The 26,325-nt window shown below is 44.1% G+C and carries 25 protein-coding genes; 6 read left to right on the plus strand and 19 right to left on the minus strand.

The genetic code is table 11. The annotated features are described in order from the left end of the window. Nucleotides 1–88 precede the first annotated feature (88 nt). From L2717_RS18150 to L2717_RS15235, 16 genes are all read right to left on the minus strand, one after another. Entirely contained in the window at nt 89–598 is a 510-nt protein-coding gene (locus L2717_RS18150) for a type II secretion system protein (RefSeq protein WP_076499265.1), read from the minus strand. 143 nt (nt 599–741) lie between these two features. After that, a complete protein-coding gene (locus L2717_RS15165) occupies nt 742–1,359 on the minus strand; it encodes a pilus assembly FimT family protein (RefSeq protein WP_220773134.1) in 618 nt (205 codons plus the stop codon). Nucleotides 1,360–1,441: 82 nt separating this feature from the next. Next, entirely contained in the window at nt 1,442–1,936 is a 495-nt protein-coding gene (locus tag L2717_RS15170; RefSeq protein ID WP_220773113.1) for an MSHA biogenesis protein MshF, read from the minus strand. Between the two features lie 5 nt (nt 1,937–1,941). Beyond that, a complete protein-coding gene (locus L2717_RS15175) occupies nt 1,942–3,162 on the minus strand; it encodes a type II secretion system F family protein (protein WP_220773114.1) in 1,221 nt (406 codons plus the stop codon). Between the two features lie 2 nt (nt 3,163–3,164). Next, entirely contained in the window at nt 3,165–4,925 is a 1,761-nt protein-coding gene (locus L2717_RS15180) for a GspE/PulE family protein (protein WP_220773115.1), read from the minus strand. After that, nucleotides 4,922–6,076: a tetratricopeptide repeat protein gene (locus L2717_RS15185; RefSeq protein WP_373316149.1), complete on the minus strand. Its 1,155-nt coding sequence runs from the start codon at nt 6,074–6,076 to the stop codon at nt 4,922–4,924. Before L2717_RS15185 ends, L2717_RS15180 begins: the two co-directional genes overlap by 4 nt. Nucleotides 6,077–6,090: 14 nt before the next feature. Then, the gene (locus L2717_RS15190) at nt 6,091–6,999 is read right to left on the minus strand and encodes an ExeA family protein (protein ID WP_220773117.1); all 909 of its coding nucleotides are present in this window, start codon (nt 6,997–6,999) and stop codon (nt 6,091–6,093) included. A gap of 6 nt (nt 7,000–7,005) precedes the next feature. Then, nucleotides 7,006–8,673 carry a pilus (MSHA type) biogenesis protein MshL gene (gene mshL, locus L2717_RS15195; protein ID WP_220773118.1) on the minus strand — a complete coding sequence of 556 codons (1,668 nt, stop codon included), beginning with the start codon at nt 8,671–8,673 and terminating at the stop codon, nt 7,006–7,008. A 14-nt stretch (nt 8,674–8,687) separates the two neighbouring features. Beyond that, on the minus strand, nt 8,688–9,008 hold the full coding sequence (locus L2717_RS15200; protein WP_246611736.1) for an MSHA biogenesis protein MshK: 321 nt from the start codon (nt 9,006–9,008) through the stop codon (nt 8,688–8,690). Continuing rightward, nucleotides 8,995–9,645: an MSHA biogenesis protein MshJ gene (locus L2717_RS15205; protein ID WP_220773119.1), complete on the minus strand. Its 651-nt coding sequence runs from the start codon at nt 9,643–9,645 to the stop codon at nt 8,995–8,997. The genes L2717_RS15200 and L2717_RS15205 overlap by 14 nt, the downstream gene beginning before the upstream one ends. After that, the gene (locus L2717_RS15210) at nt 9,642–10,241 is read right to left on the minus strand and encodes a PilN domain-containing protein (protein ID WP_220773120.1); all 600 of its coding nucleotides are present in this window, start codon (nt 10,239–10,241) and stop codon (nt 9,642–9,644) included. The genes L2717_RS15205 and L2717_RS15210 overlap by 4 nt, the downstream gene beginning before the upstream one ends. Then, nucleotides 10,238–11,116: a type IV pilus biogenesis protein PilM gene (locus L2717_RS15215; protein ID WP_220773121.1), complete on the minus strand. Its 879-nt coding sequence runs from the start codon at nt 11,114–11,116 to the stop codon at nt 10,238–10,240. The genes L2717_RS15210 and L2717_RS15215 overlap by 4 nt, the downstream gene beginning before the upstream one ends. 238 nt (nt 11,117–11,354) lie before the next feature. Next, entirely contained in the window at nt 11,355–13,298 is a 1,944-nt protein-coding gene (gene csrD / locus L2717_RS15220) for an RNase E specificity factor CsrD (protein ID WP_220773122.1), read from the minus strand. Between the two features lie 184 nt (nt 13,299–13,482). Beyond that, a complete protein-coding gene (locus L2717_RS15225; protein ID WP_220773123.1) occupies nt 13,483–14,727 on the minus strand; it encodes a malic enzyme-like NAD(P)-binding protein in 1,245 nt (414 codons plus the stop codon). Nucleotides 14,728–15,249: 522 nt separating this feature from the next. Further along, nucleotides 15,250–15,462, minus strand: a complete 213-nt coding sequence (rpmE, locus tag L2717_RS15230) for a 50S ribosomal protein L31 (protein WP_076499292.1) — start codon at nt 15,460–15,462, stop codon at nt 15,250–15,252. Between the two features lie 182 nt (nt 15,463–15,644). After that, nucleotides 15,645–16,613, minus strand: a complete 969-nt coding sequence (locus L2717_RS15235) for a FimV/HubP family polar landmark protein (RefSeq protein WP_220773124.1) — start codon at nt 16,611–16,613, stop codon at nt 15,645–15,647. 103 nt (nt 16,614–16,716) lie between these two features. Here L2717_RS15235 and priA point away from each other — a divergent pair, with 103 nt between their 5' ends. The 4 genes from priA to L2717_RS15255 all read left to right on the plus strand — a co-directional run bounded on the left by priA (nt 16,717) and on the right by L2717_RS15255 (nt 22,104). Next, nucleotides 16,717–18,912 (plus strand): primosomal protein N', encoded by a 2,196-nt coding sequence (gene priA / locus L2717_RS15240; protein WP_107885159.1) that lies wholly within the window; start codon nt 16,717–16,719, stop codon nt 18,910–18,912. Between the two features lie 134 nt (nt 18,913–19,046). Beyond that, entirely contained in the window at nt 19,047–20,792 is a 1,746-nt protein-coding gene (gene argS / locus L2717_RS15245; protein WP_220773125.1) for an arginine--tRNA ligase, read from the plus strand. 3 nt (nt 20,793–20,795) lie between these two features. After that, the gene (locus tag L2717_RS15250; RefSeq protein WP_220773126.1) at nt 20,796–21,524 is read left to right on the plus strand and encodes an SPOR domain-containing protein; all 729 of its coding nucleotides are present in this window, start codon (nt 20,796–20,798) and stop codon (nt 21,522–21,524) included. Between the two features lie 355 nt (nt 21,525–21,879). After that, the gene (locus tag L2717_RS15255; RefSeq protein ID WP_220773127.1) at nt 21,880–22,104 is read left to right on the plus strand and encodes a hypothetical protein; all 225 of its coding nucleotides are present in this window, start codon (nt 21,880–21,882) and stop codon (nt 22,102–22,104) included. A gap of 187 nt (nt 22,105–22,291) precedes the next feature. Here L2717_RS15255 and L2717_RS15260 read toward each other — a convergent pair whose 3' ends face one another. From L2717_RS15260 to L2717_RS15270, 3 genes are read right to left on the minus strand one after another with little or no spacing between them, the layout of a single operon-like run. Further along, entirely contained in the window at nt 22,292–23,230 is a 939-nt protein-coding gene (locus L2717_RS15260) for an SPFH domain-containing protein (protein WP_220773128.1), read from the minus strand. Continuing rightward, nucleotides 23,230–24,165 (minus strand): SPFH domain-containing protein, encoded by a 936-nt coding sequence (locus L2717_RS15265; RefSeq protein WP_220773129.1) that lies wholly within the window; start codon nt 24,163–24,165, stop codon nt 23,230–23,232. Before L2717_RS15265 ends, L2717_RS15260 begins: the two co-directional genes overlap by 1 nt. 12 nt (nt 24,166–24,177) lie before the next feature. Beyond that, a complete protein-coding gene (locus L2717_RS15270; RefSeq protein ID WP_220773130.1) occupies nt 24,178–24,648 on the minus strand; it encodes an NfeD family protein in 471 nt (156 codons plus the stop codon). Nucleotides 24,649–25,114: 466 nt separating this feature from the next. Between L2717_RS15270 and L2717_RS15275 the strand changes: the two genes are divergently transcribed. After that, nucleotides 25,115–25,867 carry an outer membrane protein OmpK gene (locus tag L2717_RS15275; RefSeq protein ID WP_220773131.1) on the plus strand — a complete coding sequence of 251 codons (753 nt, stop codon included), beginning with the start codon at nt 25,115–25,117 and terminating at the stop codon, nt 25,865–25,867. A gap of 146 nt (nt 25,868–26,013) precedes the next feature. Further along, the coding region (locus tag L2717_RS15280; protein WP_283106116.1) for an IS4/Tn5 family transposase DNA-binding protein at nt 26,014–26,325 on the plus strand (312 nt) is incomplete at its 3' end.

A 26,325-nucleotide genomic window follows, 5' to 3' on the forward strand; every position in this document is an offset into this window, starting at 1 on the left:
TGTAGACTCATTTATTTCTAATCATGTATGCAGCGTATTTCACCTAAAAAAAAGGCCTGCTAGGCAGGCCATTCTAGTATTAATTTAATTAGCAATCTTCTGACTTAACTTCATACTTAGGTGTTTCTGTAGATGTTGCTGGTGTATATGTTACATAACACTCTTTAGTACTATCAGTAGCATAAGGCGAGCCAGCCTGGTATATAGTTGCCATTGCTGAACCATCGGCTCCCTCTACAATAAACCAATCTACTTTATCAGTAGTTGTATTACTAATGTTCAAGTCCATCGCATTTTTTAATTCTGCAGCAGTGGATTGTAGGTAGCCGTAATGTGTTACAGCCGGAGTTCCTGTGCCAATATCTACAGATGGGGCAACAGTATCATTAAACGCTTTTTTCTCTTCACCTTTTAATGCAGCTTTTGAATAAACTAAGCTATTTGCACCTTGAATTGCGCCCTTCATACCTTGAATTGCAGAAGCACGCGCATCACCTTGCAAGTTAATAAACTTAGGTGCCGCTGTGACAGCAAGAATACCTAAGATGATGATCACTACAACTAATTCGATTAAGGTAAAACCTTGTTGTCTTTTCATATAAAACTACCTTTCTTTATAAGTGAGAACTCGTGTGAGTACTAATTAAATTAAACCACTTTTAAGCTAAATTCGCTTAAAACTAAAATCATTTCAAATTAAGCCATTTCAAACATAAACAAAATAAAACTATAAATTACAATCTAAGGTGTAAAGGGCGTTTGGGTAAAGCTTAACACTTTGCCTGTACCAGGGTTATACACGACCCCTTTAGCACCTGCTGTTGATAAATCTGGCGTTGGTGTGGGTACACCATTAGTTTGGTTTAACACCAGTGAAGCCACTTGGTGATAAACGCATAAATCTAAACCCGTAACGGTAGTACCTGTGATCGAGTTCGCACTGCCACCCGCACCATCAATCATACGTACTGTGTAACGTTGGTTACGAGCATCATCAGTGTAAAGCACATTACGAGGTGCGCTCTGCAACACAGTATTAAACACTTCTTGGCAGCTAGCATCTGTCATCGCCGTGGCATCGGTCTCTGATATACCCGTTGGATAACCAAAGCGTGGGTCCAGAGCCACTGGTGTGCCGTCAAGAATAACGCTGCTATTTTGGCGTCCGTCAACTTCCCACTGCGAGCGAACAAAACTCACTGCAGTTGATAAACCTCCAGCGACACCGTCAACACTAGCATCTTCAGCACTATCGGTAACATTTAAAAACCGAGGGATCGCCGTTGCTGCCAATAAACCTAAAATGACAATGACAATGACAAGCTCAATTAATGAGAACCCTGCTTGTTTCGTTTTCAAAGTTTTCATATATGCCCCTATGCTTAATCATTTTATTCTAACAGTTAAATCAATTTTAAAAAGCTATTGAGATAACAATATTTTACGGTGCAGCCAAAAATGTAACGCTGCCAGAATCCAGTTGATAACCTAAACTATCGCCATTGGACGACAAATAGCTACAGCTATTATCTTGAGCCGAATAATCAGCGACCAAGTCCGTATTATCAAGTTCTGCCCCCATTAACTGCCACCATAAATCCTGACAACCTTGAGCAGTGAATGACTTAGGTTGTGGCCAACCGAGATCATTCATACTGACGACACTGGTTTCTGGTTTTATCGATATATTGTCCAATACTTCCCAATTCAACTGCATCTGTTGCGGTTTACCTAGGGATAGCCACTGCGATCGCACCATGACCAACACATTCAATAAACGAGTATGTTCGACTTCTAATCCACGCGCCGCAATTTGCGGTAACGTCAAAAAATATTTAGCGCCGACAACGGCCATAATAACTAATACTAGCCCTACAGAGATCATACGCCCATAGATATGTAATAGATCATTATCGGCCTTTTGTTGGCTCTGCATTAGGGCTACTTCCCACCTTTAACTACATTGAGCATATCCCACATCGGTAGATATATACCTAGTGCTAATATTAAGACAATTACTGCGACAAAACCGATCAAAATAGGTTCCAATTTAGCGGTGAGATTCTTTAAATCATAATCAACTTCACCCTCATAAAAATCAGCAGCATCATTAAGTAATTGATCAATTTGCCCGGTTTCTTCCCCTACTGCGACCATTTGCAGCACTAGAGGTGTAAACAGCTTGCTCTGATTCGACACCCTTAGCATAGAATCACCAGACTCAATTCCACGGCGCATACCGACTATTTTGTCATGCATATAGGCATTATCTACGGCATCAGCCACTAAGCTTAACGCCTGTGTCATCGGCACCCCAGCGCTCAGCATCATAGAGAAGCTACGGCAATAACGCGCTAACGTTGACCGTTCAATAATCGACCCTACGGCAGGAATATGTAATTTCCATTTATCCCACTGTTTCTCGCCCTTTTCGGTATGGTGCCAATAGCGAATACCGATAATCGAACCAATAAGCGCCACCAGCATTAGCCCCCAATAATTCACAAATAGATTCGATGTACCAATCAGCACTTTTGTCGCCCAAGGTAAGTCAGCACCAAAACGTGAAAACATCTCGGCAAATTTAGGGATCACCATAATATTCAGGATCACCATCGCAATCGCGATAGCAATTAATACAAACATGGGGTAACGCATGGCCGCTTTAATGCGTCGCCGCGTTTCTTGCTCGCGCTCGATATAGCCCGAAAGCTGAATAAACGCATCTTCTAACTTACCGGTGTTCTCACCCACATGCACCATAGAAACAAACAAAGAATCAAACACATCGGGATGTTGATTCATCGATGATGATAATGGCCGCCCGGCTGTCAGCTGCTCAGAGATACTATTTAACGCATCTTTCATTCGCTGAGAACGTGCCGTTTCAGATAAGCCCGCAATCGCCCGTAAAATAGGGATGCCAGAGCGCGTAAGCGAGTACATTTGCCGAGTAAAAATCTGTAATTCTTCTAGCGCGACTTTACTGCCAAACAGCTGAGCCAATGAGAAGGGTTTAGTCACTTTGGCCACGTTGATCTCAAGGGGAATAATACCCCGCGACAGCAATATATCAGCGGCAGCACTTTCCGATGCTGCATCTAATTGCCCCGTCACGGGTTGACCTTGACCACTGCGTCCACGGTATTGATAAATTGGCATAATTACGCCTCAATGCCTTGTTGACTGATAATATCCTTAGATAAGGGGATGTGTGATTCGCTCACGTCCTCGACCAACTTAGCGACCTCTTCAATCGTCGTCATGCCTTCGCTCAAATATTGTAAAGCTGATTCAGCAAGCGGAGTAAAGTTAGGGCTATTTAACGCGGCTCTGGCGAAATCCTGTGGATTACTGGTACGCATGGCATCAACCATCTTATCGTCCAGCTCAAGAATTTCAAAAATACCAATACGGCCGCGATAGCCACTGCCGTTGCAACTCTGGCAACCGGTACCTATTTTAAAGTTTGCATGGGTAAAATCTTTACGACTCACACTAGTTAACCACGCCTTTTCCTGCGCGGTCGGTTGATAGTCAACCCCACAGTTATGGCACACCCGCCGCACTAAACGCTGGGCAATAATGACTCTTAAGGCACTGGCGACTAAGTAACTGGCAGCGCCCATATCCAGTAAACGCAGTGCACTGGTGACCGCATCGTTAGTGTGTAATGTCGATAACACAAAGTGACCGGTTAACGCGCCCCTAAGACCAATCTCTACGGTTTCTTGGTCACGCATCTCACCGACCATGATGATGTCGGGGTCTTGGCGTAACGTGGTACGTAAAACGTTCGCAAAATCTAAACCAATCTTATGGTTAACTTGTACTTGGTTTATTCGTGGTAATTGATATTCGATAGGATCTTCGACGGTAATAATCTTACGATCAGCGGTATTAAGCTCGCTCAGAATGCCATATAAAGTAGTGGTTTTGCCGCTACCTGTCGGCCCCGTCACCAATAGCATGCCGTGAGGACGTTTAATTTGTTTACGAATACGCGCCAAAATAGCCGGTGGCATACCGGTTTCGTTCAAGGTTAATAAACCCGCCGATTGATCAAGTAAACGCATTACCACAGATTCTCCGTGGTAAATCGGCATGGTCGACATCCGCACATCAATATGATGTCCTTTGATCTCCATTTGAAAGCGACCGTCTTGTGGCAATCTTTTTTCTGAAATATCGAGTCCGGCCATCAACTTAAGCCGCAGCACTAACGCGGCGGCAATGTTAACTTCATTCAGAATCGTTTCGTGTAACTGACCATCGATACGCTGACGAATCCGCAGGGCTTTATCACCGGGTTCAATATGAATATCCGAGGCGCGCATTTGCACCGCATCCTCAAAAATCGACTGTAGTAACTTAACGACTGTGGTTTCATTATCACTGTCGCCTGAGGTGAGGCTGGCTAAATCGAACATCTGATCGGCGGCGTATTCCTCTTCAAGCTTACCGGCGATCTGAGCAATTTGGTCTGTGCGACGATATAAGTTATCAAAAGCTTGTAGCAGTTGCTGCTCAGGCGCCACGGCTAACTTTAAACGTTTGGGGGCAATAAGGGCTTCGAGGTGATCAAGCGCCTGTAAATCAGCCGGGTCGCTCATCGCCACGAGCACGCTGTCGCCTCTGTCTTCAACCGCTAAAGCGCGGAAACGTCGTGCTTGCACTTCAGGAATTAAGTGCACCACCTCTGCGGAAATAGGCAGTTTGCTGATATCAAGAAAGGGCACATTTAACTGCTGGGATAAAAACTGCAGTAATTGATGCTCAGTAATCGATTGTAGATCGATCAAAGTACGGCCTAACTTTTTGCCGGTATTACGCTGTTCAGCCAACGCTTGTTGCAACTGCGTTTCAGTAATTATCGATTCTTGAACTAACAGATCGCCTAAACGCATTTTTAATCTGGGCTTCATTGGCTATCTCCTAGCTGAGTTAAACGTTGTTCAATAAAGGCACTCGCCTGCGCTGATAAGCCTCTATGGCCTAGTGCAGTGCGATAAGCTTGGCGTGCTTGGGTAAATTGTTGCTGTGAATCAAGCGTATAAGCCAATCCCATCCACCATTTAGCCTGTATTGGTTCTTGTTGTAATAACTGCCTATAAGCTTGTTCTGCTAAGGTAAACTGGCCTAATTTTTGTGCGATATCCGATTGTGCCATCCACTTTTGCCTCGCGAGCAGGTGCGTGTCAGGTACGTTCGCTAACGTCGCCAGTGCCAAACTAGGCTGAGCAGAAGCTTGCTGAACCCTAGCGAGAAGCAGCGCAAAGTCGACTTCTTGCGGATATAAGATAAGACCTTGTTGCAGCAGGTCGCTGGATTGAGCTAATTGATTCTGCCCATAATGCAGCGCAGCCAATTGTTTACGTGCTTCATGCATGCCAGGGTCTAGCGCGAGTGTTTGTTCATAATAATCAATAGCACGACTGAGTTGACCGTCCTTCTGCGCCTCGCTCGCTAACGCAAAACGCTTATTTGCCAATTGCTGTGGCGTTAACGTCACTTCTGTTATCGCCATTTTTCCCTGTGCTTTTGGAGCAGTATTAGCAGCAACGCCGGATATGCTATCTGGCTGATTATGATCATCATTGGCAGGCATATCATCAACGAACTCAAGGCTCATGTCTGATTCTGACTCTTGTTCAGACTCAGGCTCTAAATCAGTCTCAGGCACGGGTATGGCAAGCTGTTCAGCGGCAAAAACTGGCATAGTGATTTGAGCATTGGAGCCAATTTCAGCACGCGCGGCTGTCGTTACCTTGACGGGTGTCGTCACAGAATCAAGGCTTGCCGAGGTGGGTTTCCAAACTACGCTGTCAACTGGCACAGGATCTGTGGGAGCCGAGGTTAATGGATTATGTTCACTTGTGAGAGTCGGCGTTGCTTCAACTGGTGTTGCCATAAAGGTTTGCCAGCCATAAACAACACCACCGCCTAGCAGCAGCGAAAAAACGCAGAACAATAATCCGTTAAAATAGGAGTTAGAACGAGCTAAATACGGTATCTGTGGTTGGATAACGTTACTAAGCTCATGCCCCTGTTGGCGCTTATCGAGATCCTGCAGCATCTTGTTGATTACGCTCATACAACATCCTTAAAAAAATGCTGTAATCCAAGGCCAAACACTAGGGTCATTAGCGCTAAAAACGGTAACCACTTCCACGACCATAATCTGCGGCTGCTGGCATCTTCGGTATCTTGAATTGCTGCGTTAATATGGGAGTTTTGCACACAAGCAGCGCCCTCGCCAAAACTTAACAACAAGGCTTTGTGGGCAAGAATATTGATCAATCTGGGGATCCCTCGGGACGCATGGGCAATTTTGCGCGTTTCCCGTGATGTAAATAAGGCTTCGCCAGCGCGTCCTGCTATGGCTAATCGGTGGCGAATATAAGCATCGGTTTCGTCTAGTGTTAATGGACGCAGGTTATAACTAAAAGTAATACGCTGCCTTAATTGCCTAAATTCTTGGCGTTTAAGCCGCTCATCAAGCTCTGGCTGTGCAAATAACACGACTTGCAGCAATTTGCGCGTCTCGGTTTCAAGATTAGTGAATAAACGCAGCGCCTCTAGACTATCGTCCGGTAATGCCTGTGCTTCATCAAGCACTAATACAATGGCGTGGCCGTGGGCACTTAAGGCTAAAAGCTGTTGTTGAATAAGCCCTGTGAGCTGTTGTTGATCGATATTACTGGCATATTTAAGGCCCAGTTCACTCGCCACCGCCCAACGTAACTCCGTAGGTGTAAGGTAAGGATTCGGTAAATAAGCGCAATGGAACTTACTCGGTAATTCATTGATGAGTTTACGACAAATCAATGTCTTACCCGTTCCTACTTCCCCAGTCACCTTAATAAAGCCTTCACCCGTTTGTAGGGCGGTTTGCAATACTTGCAAGGCTTCTACGTGCGGTGATAGTCCGAAAAAAAATCCGGTATTGGGTGTCAGTGAAAATGGCGCTTGGCTGAGGCCAAAATGCTTCTGATACATAGAAGCTTAATTTGTTTCCGGATACCAACGGTCTAATAAGGTCTTAGAACGTTGTAACTCGGTTTTCCACGTATCGACACCTACAACCGTAGGTTTAAGTAAAATAATTAACTCAGTTTTCTTCTTTTGTTTACTGCGGTTTTTAAACAGCTCACCTAACAAAGGAATATCACCCAGCAAAGGCACTTGCGATACCACTTCAATATTTTCACTCTTCATCAGGCCGCCAATCACCACTACATCACCTGAAGCGGCACGAATAACGGTATCCGACTCACGAATTTCACTCTGAGCCAGAGGCAACTCTAAAGAGGCATCACTGATCCTAATATTTTTAGTTTGTTCTTTTACATCAATCACTGACGGATGCACATGTAACAGCACGTTACCATCACGATCAATTTGCGGAGTAACATCTAAAGCAATACCAGAGAAAAATGGCGTAAGCTCTACCTGCGGCGTTGTCACGGGTGTTGTACTCGCCACTGTGGTCGATGAAACGTCAGTCACAAAATATTCATCAGTCCCCACTTTAATCACCGCTTTTTGGTTATTCGATGCCGTGACCCTTGGGCTAGACAGCACATCGACATCGCCTTGGGTATCTAAGAAATTGATCATAGTCGTAAAGTCTGAGCCTTTGATGCTAAGCGAAGTAACACCACCTATTGCAGAGGTAATTTTATCGCTTAGACCTGGGCCCGCTGAGGTGCCAAAATTCACGTTAGTATTACCGACATGCCCCAGCACGTTGTCCCACTGAATGCCTTGCTGGTAGCCATCGGATAAGGTCACTTCGAGGATTTTAGCTTCAAGGATCACTTGGCGCTGTAAATGGCTTTCTGCTGTATTTAAGAAAGTACGCACTTGGCGTAATTCACTCGGAAAAGCACGAATGGTGACTAAACCCGCCTGCGGCGTGACAACCACCTGACGCCCACCTCCGGTTTCACCAATAATAGAGGTTAGCGTTTCTTTTAACTCGCCCCAAAAATCAGTCTTGGTACGCGAACGAATAAAGGTGCCGTTAGAGCTATCACTACTGCCATTGTTACTGGAGTTGTTACCGTTATTACCATTCGAATTATTGCTCGAATTACTATTATTTGAATTATCGCTGTTTGAGTTATTACTGTTTGAATTATTGTTATCCGACAGGCGACCCGAACTCACCGATGTGAGCGACAAACCATCACGCTCCATATACAGATAGTTCAGTGGAAAAGTCTCTGTGCGCATTCCTGCTGGAAATACGCGTAAAATGCGGCCTTCACGACTTACTTCGTAGCCATAAATATCTTCAACCACTTGAATCGCTTCGGTTAACGTTACGCCTTTTAAAGAGAGCGAAATCGTTCCTTGCACATCGGGATGCACGGCGACGCTCAGGGGCGTACCTTGGACTAAGCTTGGGAAAAAGACCTTTGCATCCACATCGAGGGCCGACACATCGAAACGGCGCTCAGCTTCCATGACTGGAGTTAAACCAGACAATAAGGCTCCAGCATTCAATTCTCGCTGCACCGCATCTGGCATAGTCGCAGGCGGTGGCGTCGTTGTCGCCATTGAAGCGGCTAATTCATTTTTACTCGCCTCGGGTTGTGGCCTATTTGTGGTCTGACACGCCACAAGGCAAAGTGAGAGTAGAGGTGTGAAGTATTTAATCGCTGTCATCGGAGGTGTATTCCCTATCTCTCTGTTATTGCTTGAAACAATGTCAATTTCCGGCCATCGGATAGTGACACATAAGCGGGGGTGATTTTAACAATTCTCAGCCCCTGAATATTGTCACCTACAGACACTATTTTGTTATTAATTACAGCGTAAGCAGTGTTGCCAGAGCTGACTATGCTATTGAGGATTATCGCCTGATCTTGCATTTGACTCGTGGTATCTACCGCAGCAAAGCCTTTGCCCGGCAATGTGGGATCTCGCAGCGACTCAGCCAAAACAGCAGTGGAGCTTAAGCAAAGTAAAATGCTAATAATATAAGACTTATTTAGACACACTGATAAAGTCCTTATTAATACTTAAGGTATAAAGTTCAATCTCAATCGTCGCCAGCGGATATACTGCAACGTTATAATCAAGACGCTTCCAATACAACTTATCTGGCATCGCTTCAACTGCTTCAACAAAACGCAGCACGGAGAAATAATCGCCTTCTAAACTCAAGCGAATACCATGGCTATACAGGTTAAGCTTTTTATCTTCACCTACCGCTAACAAGGGGATGGGCGCTATCGACATAAACTTAATTAATTTAATCCCTTGCACTTGTCCAAGTAAGTTACTTAGTAGCTCAGGCATATAATCTGCCGGTACCATAGCCACCATTTGCTCATCGAGTTGGCTATCTAAGTCTTGGTTTTGCTGTTCGACTATAGCTAAGCGCTGCTGATAATCTAGGTTAGGATCTAGGGCTAGGCGCTGTTGATATAAATCAATTTGCTGAGCTGAAATACTATTTTCTTGCTCTAGGATTTTAAGCTGCTGCGAAATCGATGTATGGGTTTTCCAAATCGATTCGAGCGGCAAGTAACTCAGTATACCCAGCACGGCCAACACCGCAGTTGCAATTAACACCCGCTCTCGGCGGCTTAACGCATCAAACTGCTGACCTAAATGGGTTAACTTTTGCTTCATTGCGTGGCCTCCTTGCTACTACTTTTCAAGGTAAAAGCCAAAGGTTTATCTTCACCACGATCCATACTCATCGACGAGAAAGCGTGTCCTTTGAGAGTACGTGTTGTCTTAAGCTTATCTACCCACAGCGGAATACTCTGTGGGTGGTCAGCAAAACCTTCGAACATAAAGTCCTGCTCGTTGATTACAATATGACTTAGCCACACACTGCCATCCGCTACAACGGCGAGATCGTTAAGTACTGGAGCAAAACCGCGGCTCGTTAAGGAAGCCCTTAAGCTTAATTCTCCCATGAGCAACTGCTTTAACTCTAACTGCTGGGTCACTAAATTGACTCGCTCAACCAGCGCAGGATCGGCTTTGCGTGCAGTGAGCTCAGCCTCTAATGTCTGCTTTTGAGTATCAAATTGCTGTTTTTGCTGCGTTGCAAATTGTAATTCTTGCCGTAAAGAGCTGACTTGCCAGTAGCTATAACTCACACAAACGGCCAAAAGGAGTAAAACACTTAGGGCATAAGCCCCTAAACGAGTAAAAGTCAGCCTTTGCTTTGGTGGCAATAATGAGGGAGTGTAAAGGTTAACGCGGTATTTAATCACTCTGCACCTCTTGAAAACTCGGCAAATGCGAGCTGCGCCATTTGAGCGTCAACACTGCTTTTATTGATAACATTCACGCTTTGATTAAAATTTGCTGAAAGTAATGTCGCCAATTTATCCACTGCGCCATCGACAAGCAGTTCGATAGAAGACACTGGGGCTTGTCTTAATTGACTCTCAAAATAATCCATCGAACGCTGGATTTCTAAGCTGAGATTGTCTGCCATACCATAAGCAAGTTCCTCTGCTGGAGCCTTATCTAAATGAGTAAATCCTCGTACTCGGCGCTGCATATAAAGCTGGCCTTGCTTAACCACAGTTAATAACAATTCCTGACCGGGATTATGGCTCACTACTAACCGAGCTTGGTTATCATCACCAAAAAGGTTTGTCATCGCTAACTCTTCGATGCTGATGCCAGCCAGTTGTAAATTTTGTTCATGAATGGCTTGAACCATACTGACAAGCTTGGTTTTATCCACCACCACTACATTAATTTTATTACTGGCTAAGGGGGACTCAAAATAATCCAAATGAATCTGTGGCACAGGCAAGCTAACCATATCTTTAACTGACCACAGTAAAGCTTGCGGCAGCTCAGTCACATCGACATTGGGTTTATCGGTTAGCAGTAATTGATATCGACTTGAAGCTAAAATCAGTTGTAACTGTGCATTGGGAAAGGATTTGGCTACAGCACTGAAGCCTGCAGACCAGTTTTCATTTTTAAGTTCAAAGGATTGCCACTGCTCGCTCTTGGCATCTTGTACAGGCGCATATACCCATAACTTATCGGCGCAGACATAGACCCCGATATTAATAGGGGGCGTGTTTTGCTGCCAAAAGGCGAATCGACCCATAAAACTTTTTCCCATAAAATGCCTATAACTAACTGAATTTAAAAGCTTGAGTTTGCTCTTTCGTTTAAACGTCTTGTTTTCTTGCTATCCAATGTTTAATAGCTCTGTGTTTAAACATTCTATTAATACTACCAGCACCGTAATTTTACCTGATTAGTCTAGCTGCTAATGGGCATAGTTTATAGATAAATACGTGAATTATATGTGCTATTTTTCATCTACCATGGCAACAACTACACAAAAATTCAAGATTCTACTTGGCTTCTATCGGTTCACTAAAATACATTCCCTGTGCAGCGCTAACACCAAGAATTTTTAGTGTCTGCCATTCCTCAAAAACCTCAACGCCTTCGGCACAAACTTGCACCTCAGTGCGATATAAACCACCAATCAAGCTACGGATAAATAACTGGTTTTCAGGTCGCATATGGATGTGCCGTACGATAGAACGATGCACCTTAATTAAATCAAAATGACACTCACGAATATAATAAGTACCGACAACTTGCTCACCAACATGATCCACACAGAGTCTGGCACCCATTTTGCGGATCATATCCAACTTAGGGAGTAACTTTTCTTGATGTTGGATCACGATATCTTCCGCTACTTCAAAAATTAGCCGCGGGGTCAAATGCCGATACTCTAATAACGTTGTTTTTAGCCATTGTGTAAATGCTCGACTCATTAACGAATCCAAGCTCAAGTTAATACTGTATCGCTGCGGCGCAGATTTTACATTTGAGGGTAAATTCGATACTTCGATCGTTGGCTCATTCGATAATAACAGTAAAACACGTTCAATAATTTGCCTTTCAACCTGCGGCATTAAGCCACATTTATTAGCCATAGGAATAAATAAACTGGCACGAATTAATGCCCCTTGATTATCCCTAGAACGCGTAAATATCTCCTTATGATGTTCATTACCGTCAGAATCGATTATCGGCTGGCTAAAGGGAAAAAATCGCTTTTGCACTAAGGCATTTTCTAAAAAGCTTCGCCAACGCACTGAACCTTTAGCAAACTCTTCATCTATCGCCCCTTTATCGTACATAAACCAATTACTATTACCTTGTAATTGTGCCGCCCTTAACGCCATATCAGCCTCTTCAATTAACTGCGCGGCATTGTCTCCTGCGGTAAAATAAGCGCAGCCAAGATGGAAAAAATTGTCACGATTATCGACCTCGGGTAAAGGCTGACTCAAACATATCTTGAGTAACTTACTGGCCAATTGATCAGCCTCAATAAGCGATATTTGTGGCACTACAATGGCAAACTGATTATGGGAGCGACGAGCAAAGATACTATTTGCTTGGTTTTGTAAAAGCAGGCTAATAGCATTAACGGTCGAGTTGAGCAATTCTTTCGCTGCGATTTCACCTTGGGATTGTTGTAATAAATCCAGATCATCCATTTCTAATAAATAAATAACGCCATGGGCGAGCATCGACTGATTATGACTCAGCGCATCGAGACGGTTAGTTAAAAATAACCGATTACCTATATGAGTTTCTGCATCCAAAAAAGTATTAGAGCGGATAAATTTGTCAAAACGTCCCCGCTCCTTTTGCGCGTCTTGTAACTCTTCGAGTAGCTTAGTTAACGCACGATTAATTAACCGAGGTTTACCCCTTCCGGGACTTGCCAGCGCCTCCTCATGCTTACCTTGTAAAATTAATCGACTGCGTAAAGCTAATTCCTCAATACCATCTAATTGCTGTGAAAACCATAAATGGCCAAAACGCACTAATGCAATAACGGCAAAAATACCGATTAATAGAATAAGAGTCTCATACCAACTGAAAGTGTAGTGCTCGAAGGGTTGCGGCAAGGTCAATTTCATGTGCAAGCCAGATTTAGGCTCTAGTACATGATCGTAGATCACCGCATTTTGAGTAGAAAGATTACCTTTATAGGCAAATAACACTTCATCTTTTAAGCTCAGACGAAAATCAACAGCATTATAAGCAAGAAGCATTGGCGGCAACCAAGCCTCTAACTCCCAGTCTGGCTGACGCTGATAATGCTCCATCAGCATAGTCTCAAGTCCAGCCACTTTTTGCTGCTGGAACTTATAAGTCAGCTGCACAAAGCTCATCACCGCGCTCAATATAAATACGAAGGCAACTGCAGCCAAAGACATTAACCAAAAACTGGTTAATTTTGTCGTTAACATCCGAGTGAATTTCATCTATCCGCTATCCTGCAGGATTATTATCATTATCGAAAATATTTCAACATAAGATTAACAAATCTATCTGCTGATTATTCAGTAGCCTACCCCAAAAGGCAACTAAGGTGCGGTAACTTAACTTAGACCTAGAAATAAAAAAGAGACTCATAAGTCTCTTTTTTATGTCGTAAGGACTTTTCGTTTAGTCGGCGTATTGGGGCAAAGTCGTAATAACAGCAACGCCAGAGTCAATAGCCGCTTGTGCAACAGCACGTGCGACTACTGGCAATAAGCGTGGGTCCATCGGTTTTGGCAGCACATACTCAGCACCGAAACTTAATGACGTCACCTGAGGATAAGCCTTTAATACGCTTGCTGGTACGACTTCTTTTGCCAATCCTGCAAGCGCGTAGACGGCGGCAATTTTCATCTCATCATTAATACATGAGGCACGCACATCTAATGCACCACGGAAAATAAATGGAAAACACAGCACGTTATTAACTTGGTTTGGATAATCACTACGACCCGTGCCCATAATTAAATCACTACGTGTTGCGTGGGCAAGTGCTGGTGTAATTTCAGGGTCTGGATTAGAACAGGCAAATATTACTGGCTTATCAGCCATTAATGCGACTTCTTCAGCGCCAATCACATCAGGCCCAGATAAACCTAAAAATGCATCTGCGCCCTTGATTACATCAAGCAAGGTGCGTTTATCGGTATTATTAGCAAATAGTGCTTTGTATTCATTAAGGTCTGTACGGCCAGAATGAATAACGCCTTTAGTATCTAGCATGTAAATGTTAGCGCGATTAGCACCACATTTTACCAACATAGTCATACAAGCAATCGCAGCAGCACCGGCGCCCATACACACAAAGATAGCGTCGCTAATCAACTTACCTTGAATTTCTAGCGCATTAATCATACCAGCCGCAGTAACAATGGCGGTGCCGTGTTGATCGTCATGAAATACCGGTACTTTACAACGAGCAATCAATTCTCGCTCAATAATAAAGCATTCTGGCGCTTTAATATCTTCAAGATTAATACCACCAAAAGTATCTGCAATCGCAGCAACGGTATTAATAAATTCTTCAGGCGTATTATGCGTAATTTCAATATCCGTCGAATCAATATTCGCAAAATGCTTGAATAATAATGCTTTACCTTCCATTACAGGTTTAGATGCCAAAGGGCCTAAATTACCTAGACCTAAGATAGCGGTACCATTAGTAATCACGGCAACCGTATTACCTTTATTGGTATAACGATAGGCATTGTCAGGATTAGCGGCGATTTCACGTACTGGCTCAGCCACTCCGGGGCTATAAGCTAAGGCAAGATCGTGACTCGTTTCGGCTGGTTTAGTTAAACAAACTGCGGTTTTTCCTGGAACGGGGAATTCATGATAATCGAGTGCTTGTTGACGAATATCTGACATTTTAAAATCCTGAAATGCGGCATTTATAAGTTATGAACGTAAGGTCGACCAACACCTATTTCGCCTCTTATAAGGGCGATATACATAGTCTTGCTGGTCGAGGTAAGATACGCCAATAAAGCGACTTTTAAAATAAGATATTCATAATCTTCATCTTAGCAGGCAAATAGATCCTCTAAGCTTAATTTTATAAACTTATCTCATCTAATAAAGCGACATTTGTTATTAATTACTGTAGAAAAAAAACATATATTTTATCGACATGATGCGAGTTACAGCAGGTTTGCAGGCGTAATTTTGGTTAAATTACAATATCTAACTGTTAGCGTGTTTAACTTATCCTTAAATACTATAAAAAGTAGAATAACCGATTTGAATTATAGATATTGGATATATTGGTGATTTATTGAGTGAAGCCATACCGGATGGGTGTTTTATATAGCGCTAGAGGATTGAGAATAACCAATGACAAAAAGTAAAAAGGCGCCGAAGGCGCCTTTTTTAAAATAATTACAATTGTAATTATTTCTTTGCAAGTGCACCAAAGCGCTTGTTGAACTTGTCGATACGACCGCCAGTATCAACAACTTTTTGTGTACCAGTATAGAATGGGTGACAAGCACCACATACGTCTAAGTGTAAATCTTTACCAGCAGTAGAGTTTACTTTGATAACGTTACCACAAGTACAGTTTGCAGTGATGATAGCGTATGTTGGGTGAATACCTGGTTTCATTGGGGTTACCTCAAAAGTGTAAGGCCATGTCGCTCTTCCAACCCGTAGTCGGATACCACATGCATGTTAATAACAATATGTTTAGGGCGCAGAATGTTACAGCATAGCCCCAACGGATACAAGTAGATTATCTGAGCGTTTAGTGGTTAAAACCCGTCTGTTTTTCATGCTGATTTGCCACTTTATTTTCCAGCATCTTTCGCCTCAAACAACGCCTTTGCCTCTTGTGCATTGGCATACTGCACTAAAATTATTTTCGAAGGGCAAGCTAGCACCGCATTACTCTTGAGTGCGTTGATTTTATTCTTCGAGAAAGCAGCAGGGTTTGCCTCATAAATCGCCAGCATCGCACCATACACGCTCACGTTCCAATCCTTTGCATAGCGATTGGCCGTGCGCCATAGCGTCTCACCTGCAATATACGTTAGCTGACAATCTTCAAGCGTCGATGAGGCGCTTTGAGCATTATTGGCCTGCTGTCGTTTAGGCTCATCATTCACTGCCACCAAGGTTTCTGCTTGCCTAACGCTATCAGCTGCGTTAGGCATTTTATCTGCAGCGGCAACGGGCACCTTTTGTCCAAGAGCCGTATCGGAAAAGTTAAACCCTACAGAGGCTGCCACTACGGGCTCATTCGATTGGGGATTTAAAGCCGTGGTGCTTTTATCGGCGAGCAACGCCGATTCGGCCATCGTTTTGGCCGGCGGCTCAACGGCGGTAGCAATACGTTTGGGAGTCGTTGCGGTAGTCGTTTTAGCCCCTACAGCTACTGTCGCAGTTGCTGTTTTGGCTATCGAGGTTGATTTAACGGCACCAAATAAACTAATACTTTTGACGTCATACCAGCGATCGAGCCGGTATTCCCTAACTAACAATTTAGCGTTGCTATCCTCCACATCTTCAACGCCCGTCAGTAACACTAGAAAGCGATTAAGCTCCTCAACCATTAACTTTTCTTCGCCGCCAGCTTGCACCACCACAAACTCTAAGCGTGACATATCTTGATTGTCAGCAATCACATTCACCCTGAGTTTAGGATACCCCCCTAACTCAAACATACGGCTGTTAACGCTCACATGGGAGACTTGTGCCACGCTCGGCGCGCTACACACTAAAGCCAGTAGACCTAATGATTTCACTATATTAGTCATTTATTTGCTCTTAACTATCCTTTGGTAAACCATCATTAGGGCTAGCCCTAGCCTGCCGCGCTGAGTACACTAAACCACATTCTTGCCTAAGACTTGCCTGCATATGTCATTGTTTGTCGAAGTTGCGTTACCTGTGCCTATGCGGCAAACCTTTAGCTACCGCGTACCCGAATCTTATCCTAGTACACCGCACATAGGCGTGCGCGTTAAAGTCCCCTTTGGTCGACAACAATTGATCGGACTCGTTACAGGTATCACAGATACGTGCAGCTTAGCCCCTAAGCAAATTAAGTCCGTGCTTGAGTTTATCGACGACAAACCTTTGTTGCCAGAATCACTTTATAAATTAACCCTTTGGGCGGCGAGATACTATTTTTGCAGCCAAGGGCAGATGCTAACCCAAGCTCTACCTGTAGCCCTGCGTAAAGGGCTCGATGCCGCGCCGCAAAAGATCCAATTTTGGCAATTAACCGAAATAGGCCAAAATATTGCGCCTGAAGCCGTTAAGCGCGCGCCCGCTCAAAAGAAATTACTCGAGTTGCTAAAATCAGCCAACTTAACCCAAGAAGATGTCATTAGCTTAGACATCAGTAAAGCGGCACTTAAAGCCCTCGAAGATAAAGGCTGGGTGGCGCGCCACGAAAAAATCGCCGAGCTTAACCTCGACTGGCGTACCACACTTGAAATGGACGAAACGCCACATAAACTGAATAAAGAACAGGCCGTCGCGGTTGCGACCTTAAACTTACAGCAAGGATATCACTGTACTTTATTAGAGGGCATTACCGGTTCGGGTAAAACGGAAGTCTATTTAGCTGTACTTGAAGAAATCCTCAAGCAAGGTAAGCAAGCGTTAATTTTAGTTCCTGAAATCGGCTTAACGCCACAAACGATCAATCGTTTCAAGCGCCGCTTTAAAGTCAATGTCGCCATCTTGCACTCAGGGTTAACAGACAATCAAAGACTCGAAGCATGGCGCCAAGCCCGCTGTGGCCAAGCGGCAATCATTATCGGCACCCGTTCGGCCTTGTTCACGCCTATGGCCTATCCCGGCATTATCATTTTGGATGAAGAACACGACAGTAGCTTCAAACAACAAGAAGGTGTGGGTTACCATGCCCGCGATTTAGCCGTCATGCGCGGTCATTTAGAGTCTATTCCGGTGATATTAGGTACGGCCACGCCCTCACTCGAAAGTCTACAAAATGCCTTAAGCGGTCGTTACCATCATTTACAATTGGGCGAGCGTGCTGGCGCGGCTAAAAAAGTGCGCCAAGGCATTATCGACATAAAAAATCTGCCACTAAAGGCGGGTATGTCGGTGCCATTATTGAACGAAATTCGCCTGCACTTAGATGCAGGAAATCAAGTATTACTGTTTCTCAATCGCCGCGGTTTTGCGCCAGCGCTGCTGTGTCACGAGTGTGGGCATTTACACGAATGTGACCGCTGTGATGCTTTTTTCACTGTACATCAGTCCCTTGGCGAAATTTGTTGTCACCATTGTGGCAATCAATATGCCATCCCCAAACAATGCCACAAATGCGGCAGCACTATGCTGATGGGCCAAGGCATAGGCACAGAACAACTCGCCGAGGCACTGCAACTGGAGTTTCCCAAACATCCGGTAGTGCGTATCGACCGTGATACCACCCGTCTTAAAGGTTCACTAGAAACCCATTTAACCGCAATTCATAAGGGGGAATATAAAATCTTAGTGGGCACGCAAATGCTCGCCAAAGGCCACCACTTTCCCGATGTCACACTTGTGGGGCTGCTCGATGTTGATGGTGCCTTGTTTAGTGCTGACTTTAGAGCGCCTGAACGTTTTGGGCAACTTTATACCCAAGTCGCAGGCCGTGCGGGACGCGCCAGTAAACCCGGAACAGTATTATTGCAAACTCACCAGAGCGATAACCCTATTTTGCGCGATTTACTACACCGTGGTTATGGCGAGTTTGCCCGTAGCCAATTAAAAGAACGTCAACAGGCGCTATTGCCACCAGCATGGCACATGGTATTAGTGCGCGCTGAAGCTCATTTAGCCAGTGATGCCGATAACTTTCTCAACGCCTTTGCAGCGCTTTTACCCCAAGATAAAGAGTTTGAGGTGATTGGCCCTATGCCTGCGCCTTTAGATAAAAAAGCCGGTAAGTTTCGGCGCCAATTGTTATTTCAAGCGAAGAACCGCAACCGACTGCAGCAAGAGTTTGAGCGTATTCATCCGCTTGTAGAGCAACTCATCGAAGCCAAACGCTGTCGCTGGAGCTTAGATAGAGATCCGCAGGATCTCCTCTAGGTCGCGGATTTGATAAATATTTAAGCGTCATTTAATAAAAAATCATCGGGAAGATAGCAATTGCTCACCACAAACGGCTAAAATATGCGGTTATTCCCTGTATTCACTCTTAAAGTTAGTGCCGATTAGAACCCATGAAATCACATATCCAATCATTACTTGAACAAACACTCGAATCCTTTAAACAACAAGGTATTGTGCCTGCTGACTTTGAAGCGCGCATTCAGGTAGATCGAACCAAGGATAAGAGTCATGGCGACTTGGCAACTAACTTAGCCATGATGCTGACCAAAGTCGCGGGCAAGAACCCACGCGAATTAGCCCAGCTGATCATTGATACCTTACCTGCCTCTACTTTTGTGGCTAAGGTTGAAATTGCAGGCCCTGGCTTTATCAACTTTTTCATCAACGACAGCGCCTTAGCAGACCAACTGCAAAATGCACTTAACGATGAGCATTTCGGTATCAAACTGCCAACACCGCAAACCATTGTCGTCGATTACTCTTCGCCAAACCTTGCCAAAGAAATGCACGTCGGCCATCTACGTTCAACCATCATTGGTGACAGTGTGGTGCGCGCACTAGAATTTTTAGGCCATAACGTCATTCGCCAAAACCATGTGGGCGACTGGGGTACTCAATTTGGTATGTTGCTGGCCTATATGGAAGAACTCCGCGCCAAAAATGGCGAGCAAGCCCAGCTAGAACTGTCTGATTTAGAAAATTTTTATCGCGCTGCTAAATTACGTTTCGACGAATCGGCAGAGTTTGCCACTCGCGCTCGTCAATTAGTGGTTGAGCTGCAATCGGGCGACGCATATTGCAATAAACTGTGGCGCGAATTTAACGATATTTCGTTAAGTCACTGCCACGACGTTTACGCCCGTTTAGGCGTGAGTTTGACCCGCGCTGATGTTCACGGTGAAAGTGCTTATAATGCCGATCTTGAACAAGTGGTTAAAGATTTAGATGCCCAAGGTTTATTAACTGAAAGCAACGGCGCCAAAGTCGTATTCCAAGAAGCCTTCCGTAATAAAGAAGGTGAGCCACTGCCTGTTATCATCCAAAAGGCCGATGGCGGCTACTTGTATGCCACCTCCGATCTTGCGGCAATGCGTTATCGCTCAAGCGTGTTGAAAGCTGATCGCGTACTGTATTTTGTTGACCTACGTCAGGCACTACATTTCCAGCAAGTTTTTAGCCTCGCTAAATTGGCCAAATTTGTTCGTGAAGATATGTCATTAGAACACTTAGGGTTTGGCACCATGAACGGCGAAGATGGCCGTCCATTCAAAACCCGCAGCGGTGGTGTGGTTAAATTAGTTGATTTATTAGATGAAGCTAACGTGCGAGCGCTCGAACTTGTGCGCAGCAAAAATCCTGATATGGATGAGGCGACCTTGGCTGAAATCGCCCGCGTTGTTGGGATTGGCGCCGTCAAATATGCAGACTTATCAAAAAATCGAACCAGCGATTACATCTTCAGCTTTGAACAAATGCTTAGCTTTGAAGGTAATACCGCGCCTTACCTGTTATACGCTTATACCCGTGTTGTGGGCATATTCAAGCGTGTAACGGATTTGGATCTCAGCCAAGCTAAAATCGTACTTGAGCATGAAAAAGAGAAAGATCTCGGTAACAAGTTGGCGCAGTTCGGTGAAATCCTCAATCGCGTTGTAGACAAAGGCCAACCGCACGTATTGTGTGCGTATTTATATGAACTTGCCGGTGCTTTTTCTAGTTTCTACGAAGCTTGCCCTGTACTAGCAGCCGATAACGACGCGCAAAAGAATAGCCGTTTATTGTTAGCACAACTGACAGCCCGCACCTTACAAAAAGGCCTAAATCTACTCGGTATCGAAACATTAGAGCGGATGTAAGCCATGAGTCATCGCGATTATGCCAATAGAAGGCCGCAAACGGGCGCTAAACCGCGCCCAGTACGCGCAACTCGTCCATCTAGAGCCAAGCCTTCACAATCTAAAGCGGCGCGGCGCACTCGACTGCCGCTGACGCTGATAGCCTTTGCCATACTCGCTGTGGGTGGTTTCATCTATTTTCTCTGGAGTATTAAAAATAATGCTCCGCAAGAGGAGAAGCAGCAACCCGCAGTGGTCAAAAAAGCCCAAATCAAGGTTAAGCCGCAAGAAACCACCTTACTGACTCCTAAGGTGAAGGAACCCGCGCGCCAAGTGGTGGTGATCCCCGAGGAAACCGCTGAGCCTGTACCTGTAGCTGAGCCCGTAGTCGTCCCATTGAAGAAAGATCCTAATGCCTTGCCGCCACAGCCAAAGGAAGAATGGACCTATCTCAAGGAGCTCGAAAACAAACATGTCGAGGTCGATATCCCCGAGGTGGTGGCAAGCCGCACACCCGTACTATATCAGTTGCAGTGTGCGTCTTTCCGCCAAGAGTCACAGGCGAACGAGATGAAAGCCGTGATCGCGTTTCAAGGTTTAGAAGCACAGGTAAGGCAAATCGAAGGCACGACTGGTATTTGGTACAAAGTCGCTTTAGGCCCCTACGAGCGCAAGCGTGATGCCGAGCGTAAACGCCATACGTTACAAAAGGCGGGTATTAATGGTTGTCAGATTTTGCCCGTTCCCAAATAACATTTACATCCTATATTGGCTTATTTTAATAGGCTAATGACTCAAAAAATAGCGGCCAGCGTTTTACCGAAGCCGCTATTTTTTATTTGTTAAACGATAATGTGATATCGCTTCGATTGCCGCTTCATCACTCACCATTCATCCAATCACCTCTTAAAACCCTCTGTTTTAAACAACTCAGATCTAAAAAGTGTTATTTTAACAAAATCGTAAGCCACTGTTAAAAAATAACAAATAATTTTATTAATAAAGATTAACATGCAGCTTAATTGACCTAGATCAAACTTAGGCGTATTTCTTAATCAACAGTCAAACGACTGTATCTTTATTAAATCCAACCTTAGGGTGACGTATTATGAATGCACTAATTGAGATAGAAGCCACCGAATTTAGCCAACTTTTCAAGAATGGCGACATGCTAGGTATTAGGATGTTTATGGAGCATGTCCGCATGCCACTGGATGTTCAAGATAAAATTTATGATGAAATATCTGCACTGAAACAATTAGAACAAAACCAAATAGCAGCGCTGATAGAAACTCACAGTCATTCCCAAATTCATGAACGTTTAGCTTATTAGTATTACACTTAATGAATCATCTAACCCTGACAACAGCTTCTAATCATTCATTCAACAGAAGCTGTACCATCAATTTTAGCCATCGACTAACTCATCAAATGACGACCAAAAAATAAGGTCAAATACAGAATATTTGACCTTATGTTACAATAAGAATAAAACTTAAGTTATCGGTTAACCAACAACCTTAAGTGGGTTTTTCTTCCGTTAAGCCAATGCTATTCATCCAGTAGTCGAAATCAACCATGTTACCCGGTAATACAACGCGACTACTCTTCTGACTTAAGCCATCGAGTTGCTTAAAGTACTGCTGGCCGAGCTGCATCCGCAGAGCATTGTGACCACCCGGCGCGGCAATCACAGAGGCAAGACGTTCTATCGATTCCGCCGTTGCGCGGGAGATGGTTAAGATCTCCTCAGCCTTACCTTCAGCTTCGTTTATACGGCGCTGCATCTCACCTTCAGAACGGTTTACCGTTTCAGCTTTAACCCCTTCAGAACGATTAATTTTGCTTTGTTTGTCGCCTTCACTCTTAGCTAATAATGCACGACGCTCACGCTCAGCATTCACTTGCATTTCCATGGCATTTTTAACGGTTTCTGGTGGGGTAATATTTTTAATCTCATAACGGTGTACGCGTATTCCCCACATAGCGCCCGCCTGATCTAAAACTTGCACAACCTTGGCAGAAATCACATCACGCTCTTCGAAGGTACGGTCAAGATCGAGTGTCCCAATGACTGAACGCGTTGTTGTTTGTGCTAACTGGATTGCTGCATAACGATAGTCCGTAATACCGTAACTGGCTTTCACAGGATCAGTCACTGAGATATAAATGACCCCATCGACTTCAACGTTCACTTCATCACTCGAAAAACACTCCTGTGGTGGAACATCTATGGTCTCTTCTTTCAAATCATGAATAAAAGCGACTTTATCCACAAAGGGGATCAAGGTATGGAAACCTGCATCTAAGGTGCAATGATACTTACCTAAACGCTCAACAATATGAGCAGACTTAGTCGGTACTAGGCGAATAGATTGGAATAACTTAATCACAAAAATGGCAAAGATAAGTCCCCAAATTGCCATAACAATTAAATCAGTATCTAGGGGAATATTCATTATCGTGCTCCTTTGCCAAGATTATTCTGGCCGCTCATTGTCTGAGTGACTTGCTCCATACCTTCGAAGAAACCTTCGAGTTTTGCCATTTCCGCAGGAACCACTGACACTTGCGCATCATTTAGAATTTTACCGACCTGAGCAATAAACTGCTCTTTTAGTAGCATATTCATTGCATCAGTACCGCCATTAACGGCTAACGCCTGCGAGATCATCGCCATGCCTTCAGATTTCGCTTTGGCAATAATCGCGATCTCTTGTCCGGTACCTTTGGCTTCATTAATCCGTTTTTGTTTTTGGCCTTCTGATAGGTTAATGGCCTCTTGGCGTTCACCTTCAGACATATTGATCATCGCCGCTTTCTCAGCATTGGCTAAAGTAATTTCAGCGCGCTTACGACGCTCTGCTTCCATTTGCTTTTCAAGGGTATGGATAACATGACGTGAAGGCGTGATATTACGGATCTCATAACGTAGCACCTTGATACCCCAAGGCTCAGATGCCTTATCAATTTCACGTACTATGGATTCATTTAGGCTGTCACGCTCTGAAAAAGTCTCACTCAAACTCAACTTACCGATCTCAGAACGCATGGTTGTTTGGGCTAAGTTCACCGCAGCTTTACGATAGTTCTCAATGCCATAACTTGCCAACTTACCGTCCATCACTTTTAGATAGACGAGGCCATCGACCTCAAGTTGAGTGTTATCTTTAGAGATACAGCTCTGCGGCGGCACATCTAAGACTTGTTCACGAGTATCATGACGATAGGAGACGCGGTCGAAGAAGGGAATGAGAAAGTGAAATCCTGGTTGTAATACTGCACGAAATTTACCAAGACGCTCAATAACATGCACTTCACGCATCGGTACGATGAGCATTAGCTTATAGAGAATAAAAAAGATAAATAAAATCACTAAGGTAAATACAAACATAGATCCCATCCTTTAATTTTTGGCAGTTTCTACAGCAACGGGCTCAACGACTAGAGCAATATTTTCACGACAAATAATTCTGACATCAGTACCTGCAACTATGATACTGCCATCGCCAAGTGCTGGCCATTCACATCCTTGGAACTCCACCCGCCCAGTTGCTTGCCCTGGACCAATGGTTTGTTTTACGTGAGCAATTTGATTATATAAGTCAATTGCCTCATCGGTGTTATCCACATGGGAATCCCCGCCAACGAGCCTTTGTGTTACTTGTCTAAAGGCCAATAACAACACAATCGCGGCAATAAACCACAAGGTCATACTCTGTACTACGCCTTCGACTATCCCTATACTTAACGCACCAGCCACAACTAAACACGCTGCTCCGAGCAACACAATCACACCACCGGGAACCACCAGTTCAGCCAGCATTAATACTAACCCCACCACTGCCCACACTAAAATCGGATTTGAAAACTCCATATTTCCCCCTGAAATGAGAGTGTCCTATGCAGCAACTATAGCAGCAGCGTTACGGATAATCGACATAATATGTCGAAGTTTACAGTCCACAACCAAGCATAAATTAAGCACCATTCTTACACGCGTATACATCTAAGCCATTATTTTGTTTTAGTATTAAACATAATCAATTTTAAAACTTAAAATAACTTAGACATAATCCTAGCGTTAAAAAAAACAAAAACCTTTAAATCAATAGCATAAAAACAAATTGGCACACCTTTTTATTATGTGATATTCACAACAACACTCAATAAAAACTTTGAATAACGATACGTTTTTGCATATATTGCCCTCACTTTTTTAGTCACTCCTTTGACGTGCTCCTGCGTTACGTTTGAACTAACTCATCAAGCCATGCCATTAGAGCAAAGAATAGATTGAATAAAACACGAATTAACATCGACCTCTACAGCAGGAAATAACAATGAAAAAAACAGGCCTATGCCTAGCATTAATGCTTTCTCCTCAAGCGTTTGCCGGTGACTTAGTACAATGGTGGGATTTCAGTGCCACAGCGCTATATGGTGAAGACTACGATTTAGCTGCCTCGGATAAACAAGCCACTGTCACACTAGAAACAGCGGGCGCTTGGAAATACGGTGATTGGTTTGCCTTTCAAGATTTTATCTATTTCAAAGGTAACGATGTAGGTATGGACAACACGACGTATGGTGAAATTTCACCACGCTTCAGTGCCAGTAAAATCCTTGGCGAAAAGATAGCCTTTGGTCCGGTGACCGATCTATCTCTGGCATTAACCTATGAAGAAGGTGAAGGCCCAGTCCACAGTTTGCTTTACGGCTTAGGCATAGATGTCGCCGTGCCCTACTTCACCTATTTGAACTTTAATACTTACCGTCGTAATGGTATGAGCACAGGTAACAATAGCGATGGCTGGCAGTTCACACCTGTTTTCCGTATCGATATTCCTATTGGCTCAGCCAACATAGTACTCGATGGCTTTATCGATTGGGTATTTGCCACCGATGATAACGGCTACGAAGAGAACTTCCACTTCAACCCACAGCTAAAATACGATCTTGGTAAGAGTCTGTTCGGCGATCATCAAGCCAATAAGTTATTTGTGGGTATTGAATATGACCTGTGGACAAATAAATATGGCGTGAAAGGCGTAGATCAAGATACTTATTCTGTGATTGCCAAATACCACTTTTAATCGGTATTAACGCAGTTTAAAAGCAATAAAAAAGGTGCCTGAGGCCTATCTCTTCTACACAAATCCCCCGATAAATTCGGGGGGATTTTTTTGAACTTGCGCTGATGTTGTTGATCTGATCTGCAAAACAACTTTAGGCGCACTCTATGAATTTTATTTCCAACCCAGCACAATGGGCCCAACATCTCTTCCAACACGCTAGCCTAGGTGATGCAAGGCGTGTCAAACGCTTGATAGCATTGTCAGCAGCACTGGCAGCTCATACGGGAAAATCTGTGCCACAAATCAGCCAATCTGCCGCGGATATTGAAGCCGCTTACCGTTTTATCCGCAATGATGCCATTTCGGCCGATGCCATCGCCGAAGCAGGCTTTATGGCAACCCAGCAAGCAGCCTTAACATTTGACACCTTACTGGCACTGGAATATACCAGTTCGCTCAATTTCTCCCACAAAGGA

Origin of the sequence: Shewanella glacialipiscicola, assembly GCF_023283485.1 — a bacterium.
Classification (GTDB): domain Bacteria; phylum Pseudomonadota; class Gammaproteobacteria; order Enterobacterales; family Shewanellaceae; genus Shewanella; species Shewanella glacialipiscicola.

Coding starts and splice junctions, on each gene's coding strand:
- argS (WP_220773125.1), top strand. CDS start 19,047: ATGAAATCACATATCCAATCATTACTTGAACAAACACTCGAATCCTTT.
- L2717_RS15205 (WP_220773119.1), bottom strand. CDS start 9,645: ATGAAGCAAAAGTTAACCCATTTAGGTCAGCAGTTTGATGCGTTAAGC.
- L2717_RS18150 (WP_076499265.1), bottom strand. CDS start 598: ATGAAAAGACAACAAGGTTTTACCTTAATCGAATTAGTTGTAGTGATC.
- L2717_RS15170 (WP_220773113.1), bottom strand. CDS start 1,936: ATGCAGAGCCAACAAAAGGCCGATAATGATCTATTACATATCTATGGG.
- L2717_RS15225 (WP_220773123.1), bottom strand. CDS start 14,727: ATGTCAGATATTCGTCAACAAGCACTCGATTATCATGAATTCCCCGTT.
- L2717_RS15255 (WP_220773127.1), top strand. CDS start 21,880: ATGAATGCACTAATTGAGATAGAAGCCACCGAATTTAGCCAACTTTTC.
- L2717_RS15185 (WP_373316149.1), bottom strand. CDS start 6,076: ATGCTGCAGGATCTCGATAAGCGCCAACAGGGGCATGAGCTTAGTAAC.
- csrD (WP_220773122.1), bottom strand. CDS start 13,298: ATGAAATTCACTCGGATGTTAACGACAAAATTAACCAGTTTTTGGTTA.
- L2717_RS15235 (WP_220773124.1), bottom strand. CDS start 16,613: ATGACTAATATAGTGAAATCATTAGGTCTACTGGCTTTAGTGTGTAGC.
- L2717_RS15260 (WP_220773128.1), bottom strand. CDS start 23,230: ATGAATATTCCCCTAGATACTGATTTAATTGTTATGGCAATTTGGGGA.
- priA (WP_107885159.1), top strand. CDS start 16,717: ATGTCATTGTTTGTCGAAGTTGCGTTACCTGTGCCTATGCGGCAAACC.
- rpmE (WP_076499292.1), bottom strand. CDS start 15,462: ATGAAACCAGGTATTCACCCAACATACGCTATCATCACTGCAAACTGT.
- L2717_RS15175 (WP_220773114.1), bottom strand. CDS start 3,162: ATGCCAATTTATCAATACCGTGGACGCAGTGGTCAAGGTCAACCCGTG.
- L2717_RS15265 (WP_220773129.1), bottom strand. CDS start 24,165: ATGTTTGTATTTACCTTAGTGATTTTATTTATCTTTTTTATTCTCTAT.
- L2717_RS15215 (WP_220773121.1), bottom strand. CDS start 11,116: ATGGGAAAAAGTTTTATGGGTCGATTCGCCTTTTGGCAGCAAAACACG.
- L2717_RS15180 (WP_220773115.1), bottom strand. CDS start 4,925: ATGAAGCCCAGATTAAAAATGCGTTTAGGCGATCTGTTAGTTCAAGAA.
- L2717_RS15270 (WP_220773130.1), bottom strand. CDS start 24,648: ATGGAGTTTTCAAATCCGATTTTAGTGTGGGCAGTGGTGGGGTTAGTA.
- L2717_RS15250 (WP_220773126.1), top strand. CDS start 20,796: ATGAGTCATCGCGATTATGCCAATAGAAGGCCGCAAACGGGCGCTAAA.
- mshL (WP_220773118.1), bottom strand. CDS start 8,673: ATGACAGCGATTAAATACTTCACACCTCTACTCTCACTTTGCCTTGTG.
- L2717_RS15275 (WP_220773131.1), top strand. CDS start 25,115: ATGAAAAAAACAGGCCTATGCCTAGCATTAATGCTTTCTCCTCAAGCG.
- L2717_RS15190 (WP_220773117.1), bottom strand. CDS start 6,999: ATGTATCAGAAGCATTTTGGCCTCAGCCAAGCGCCATTTTCACTGACA.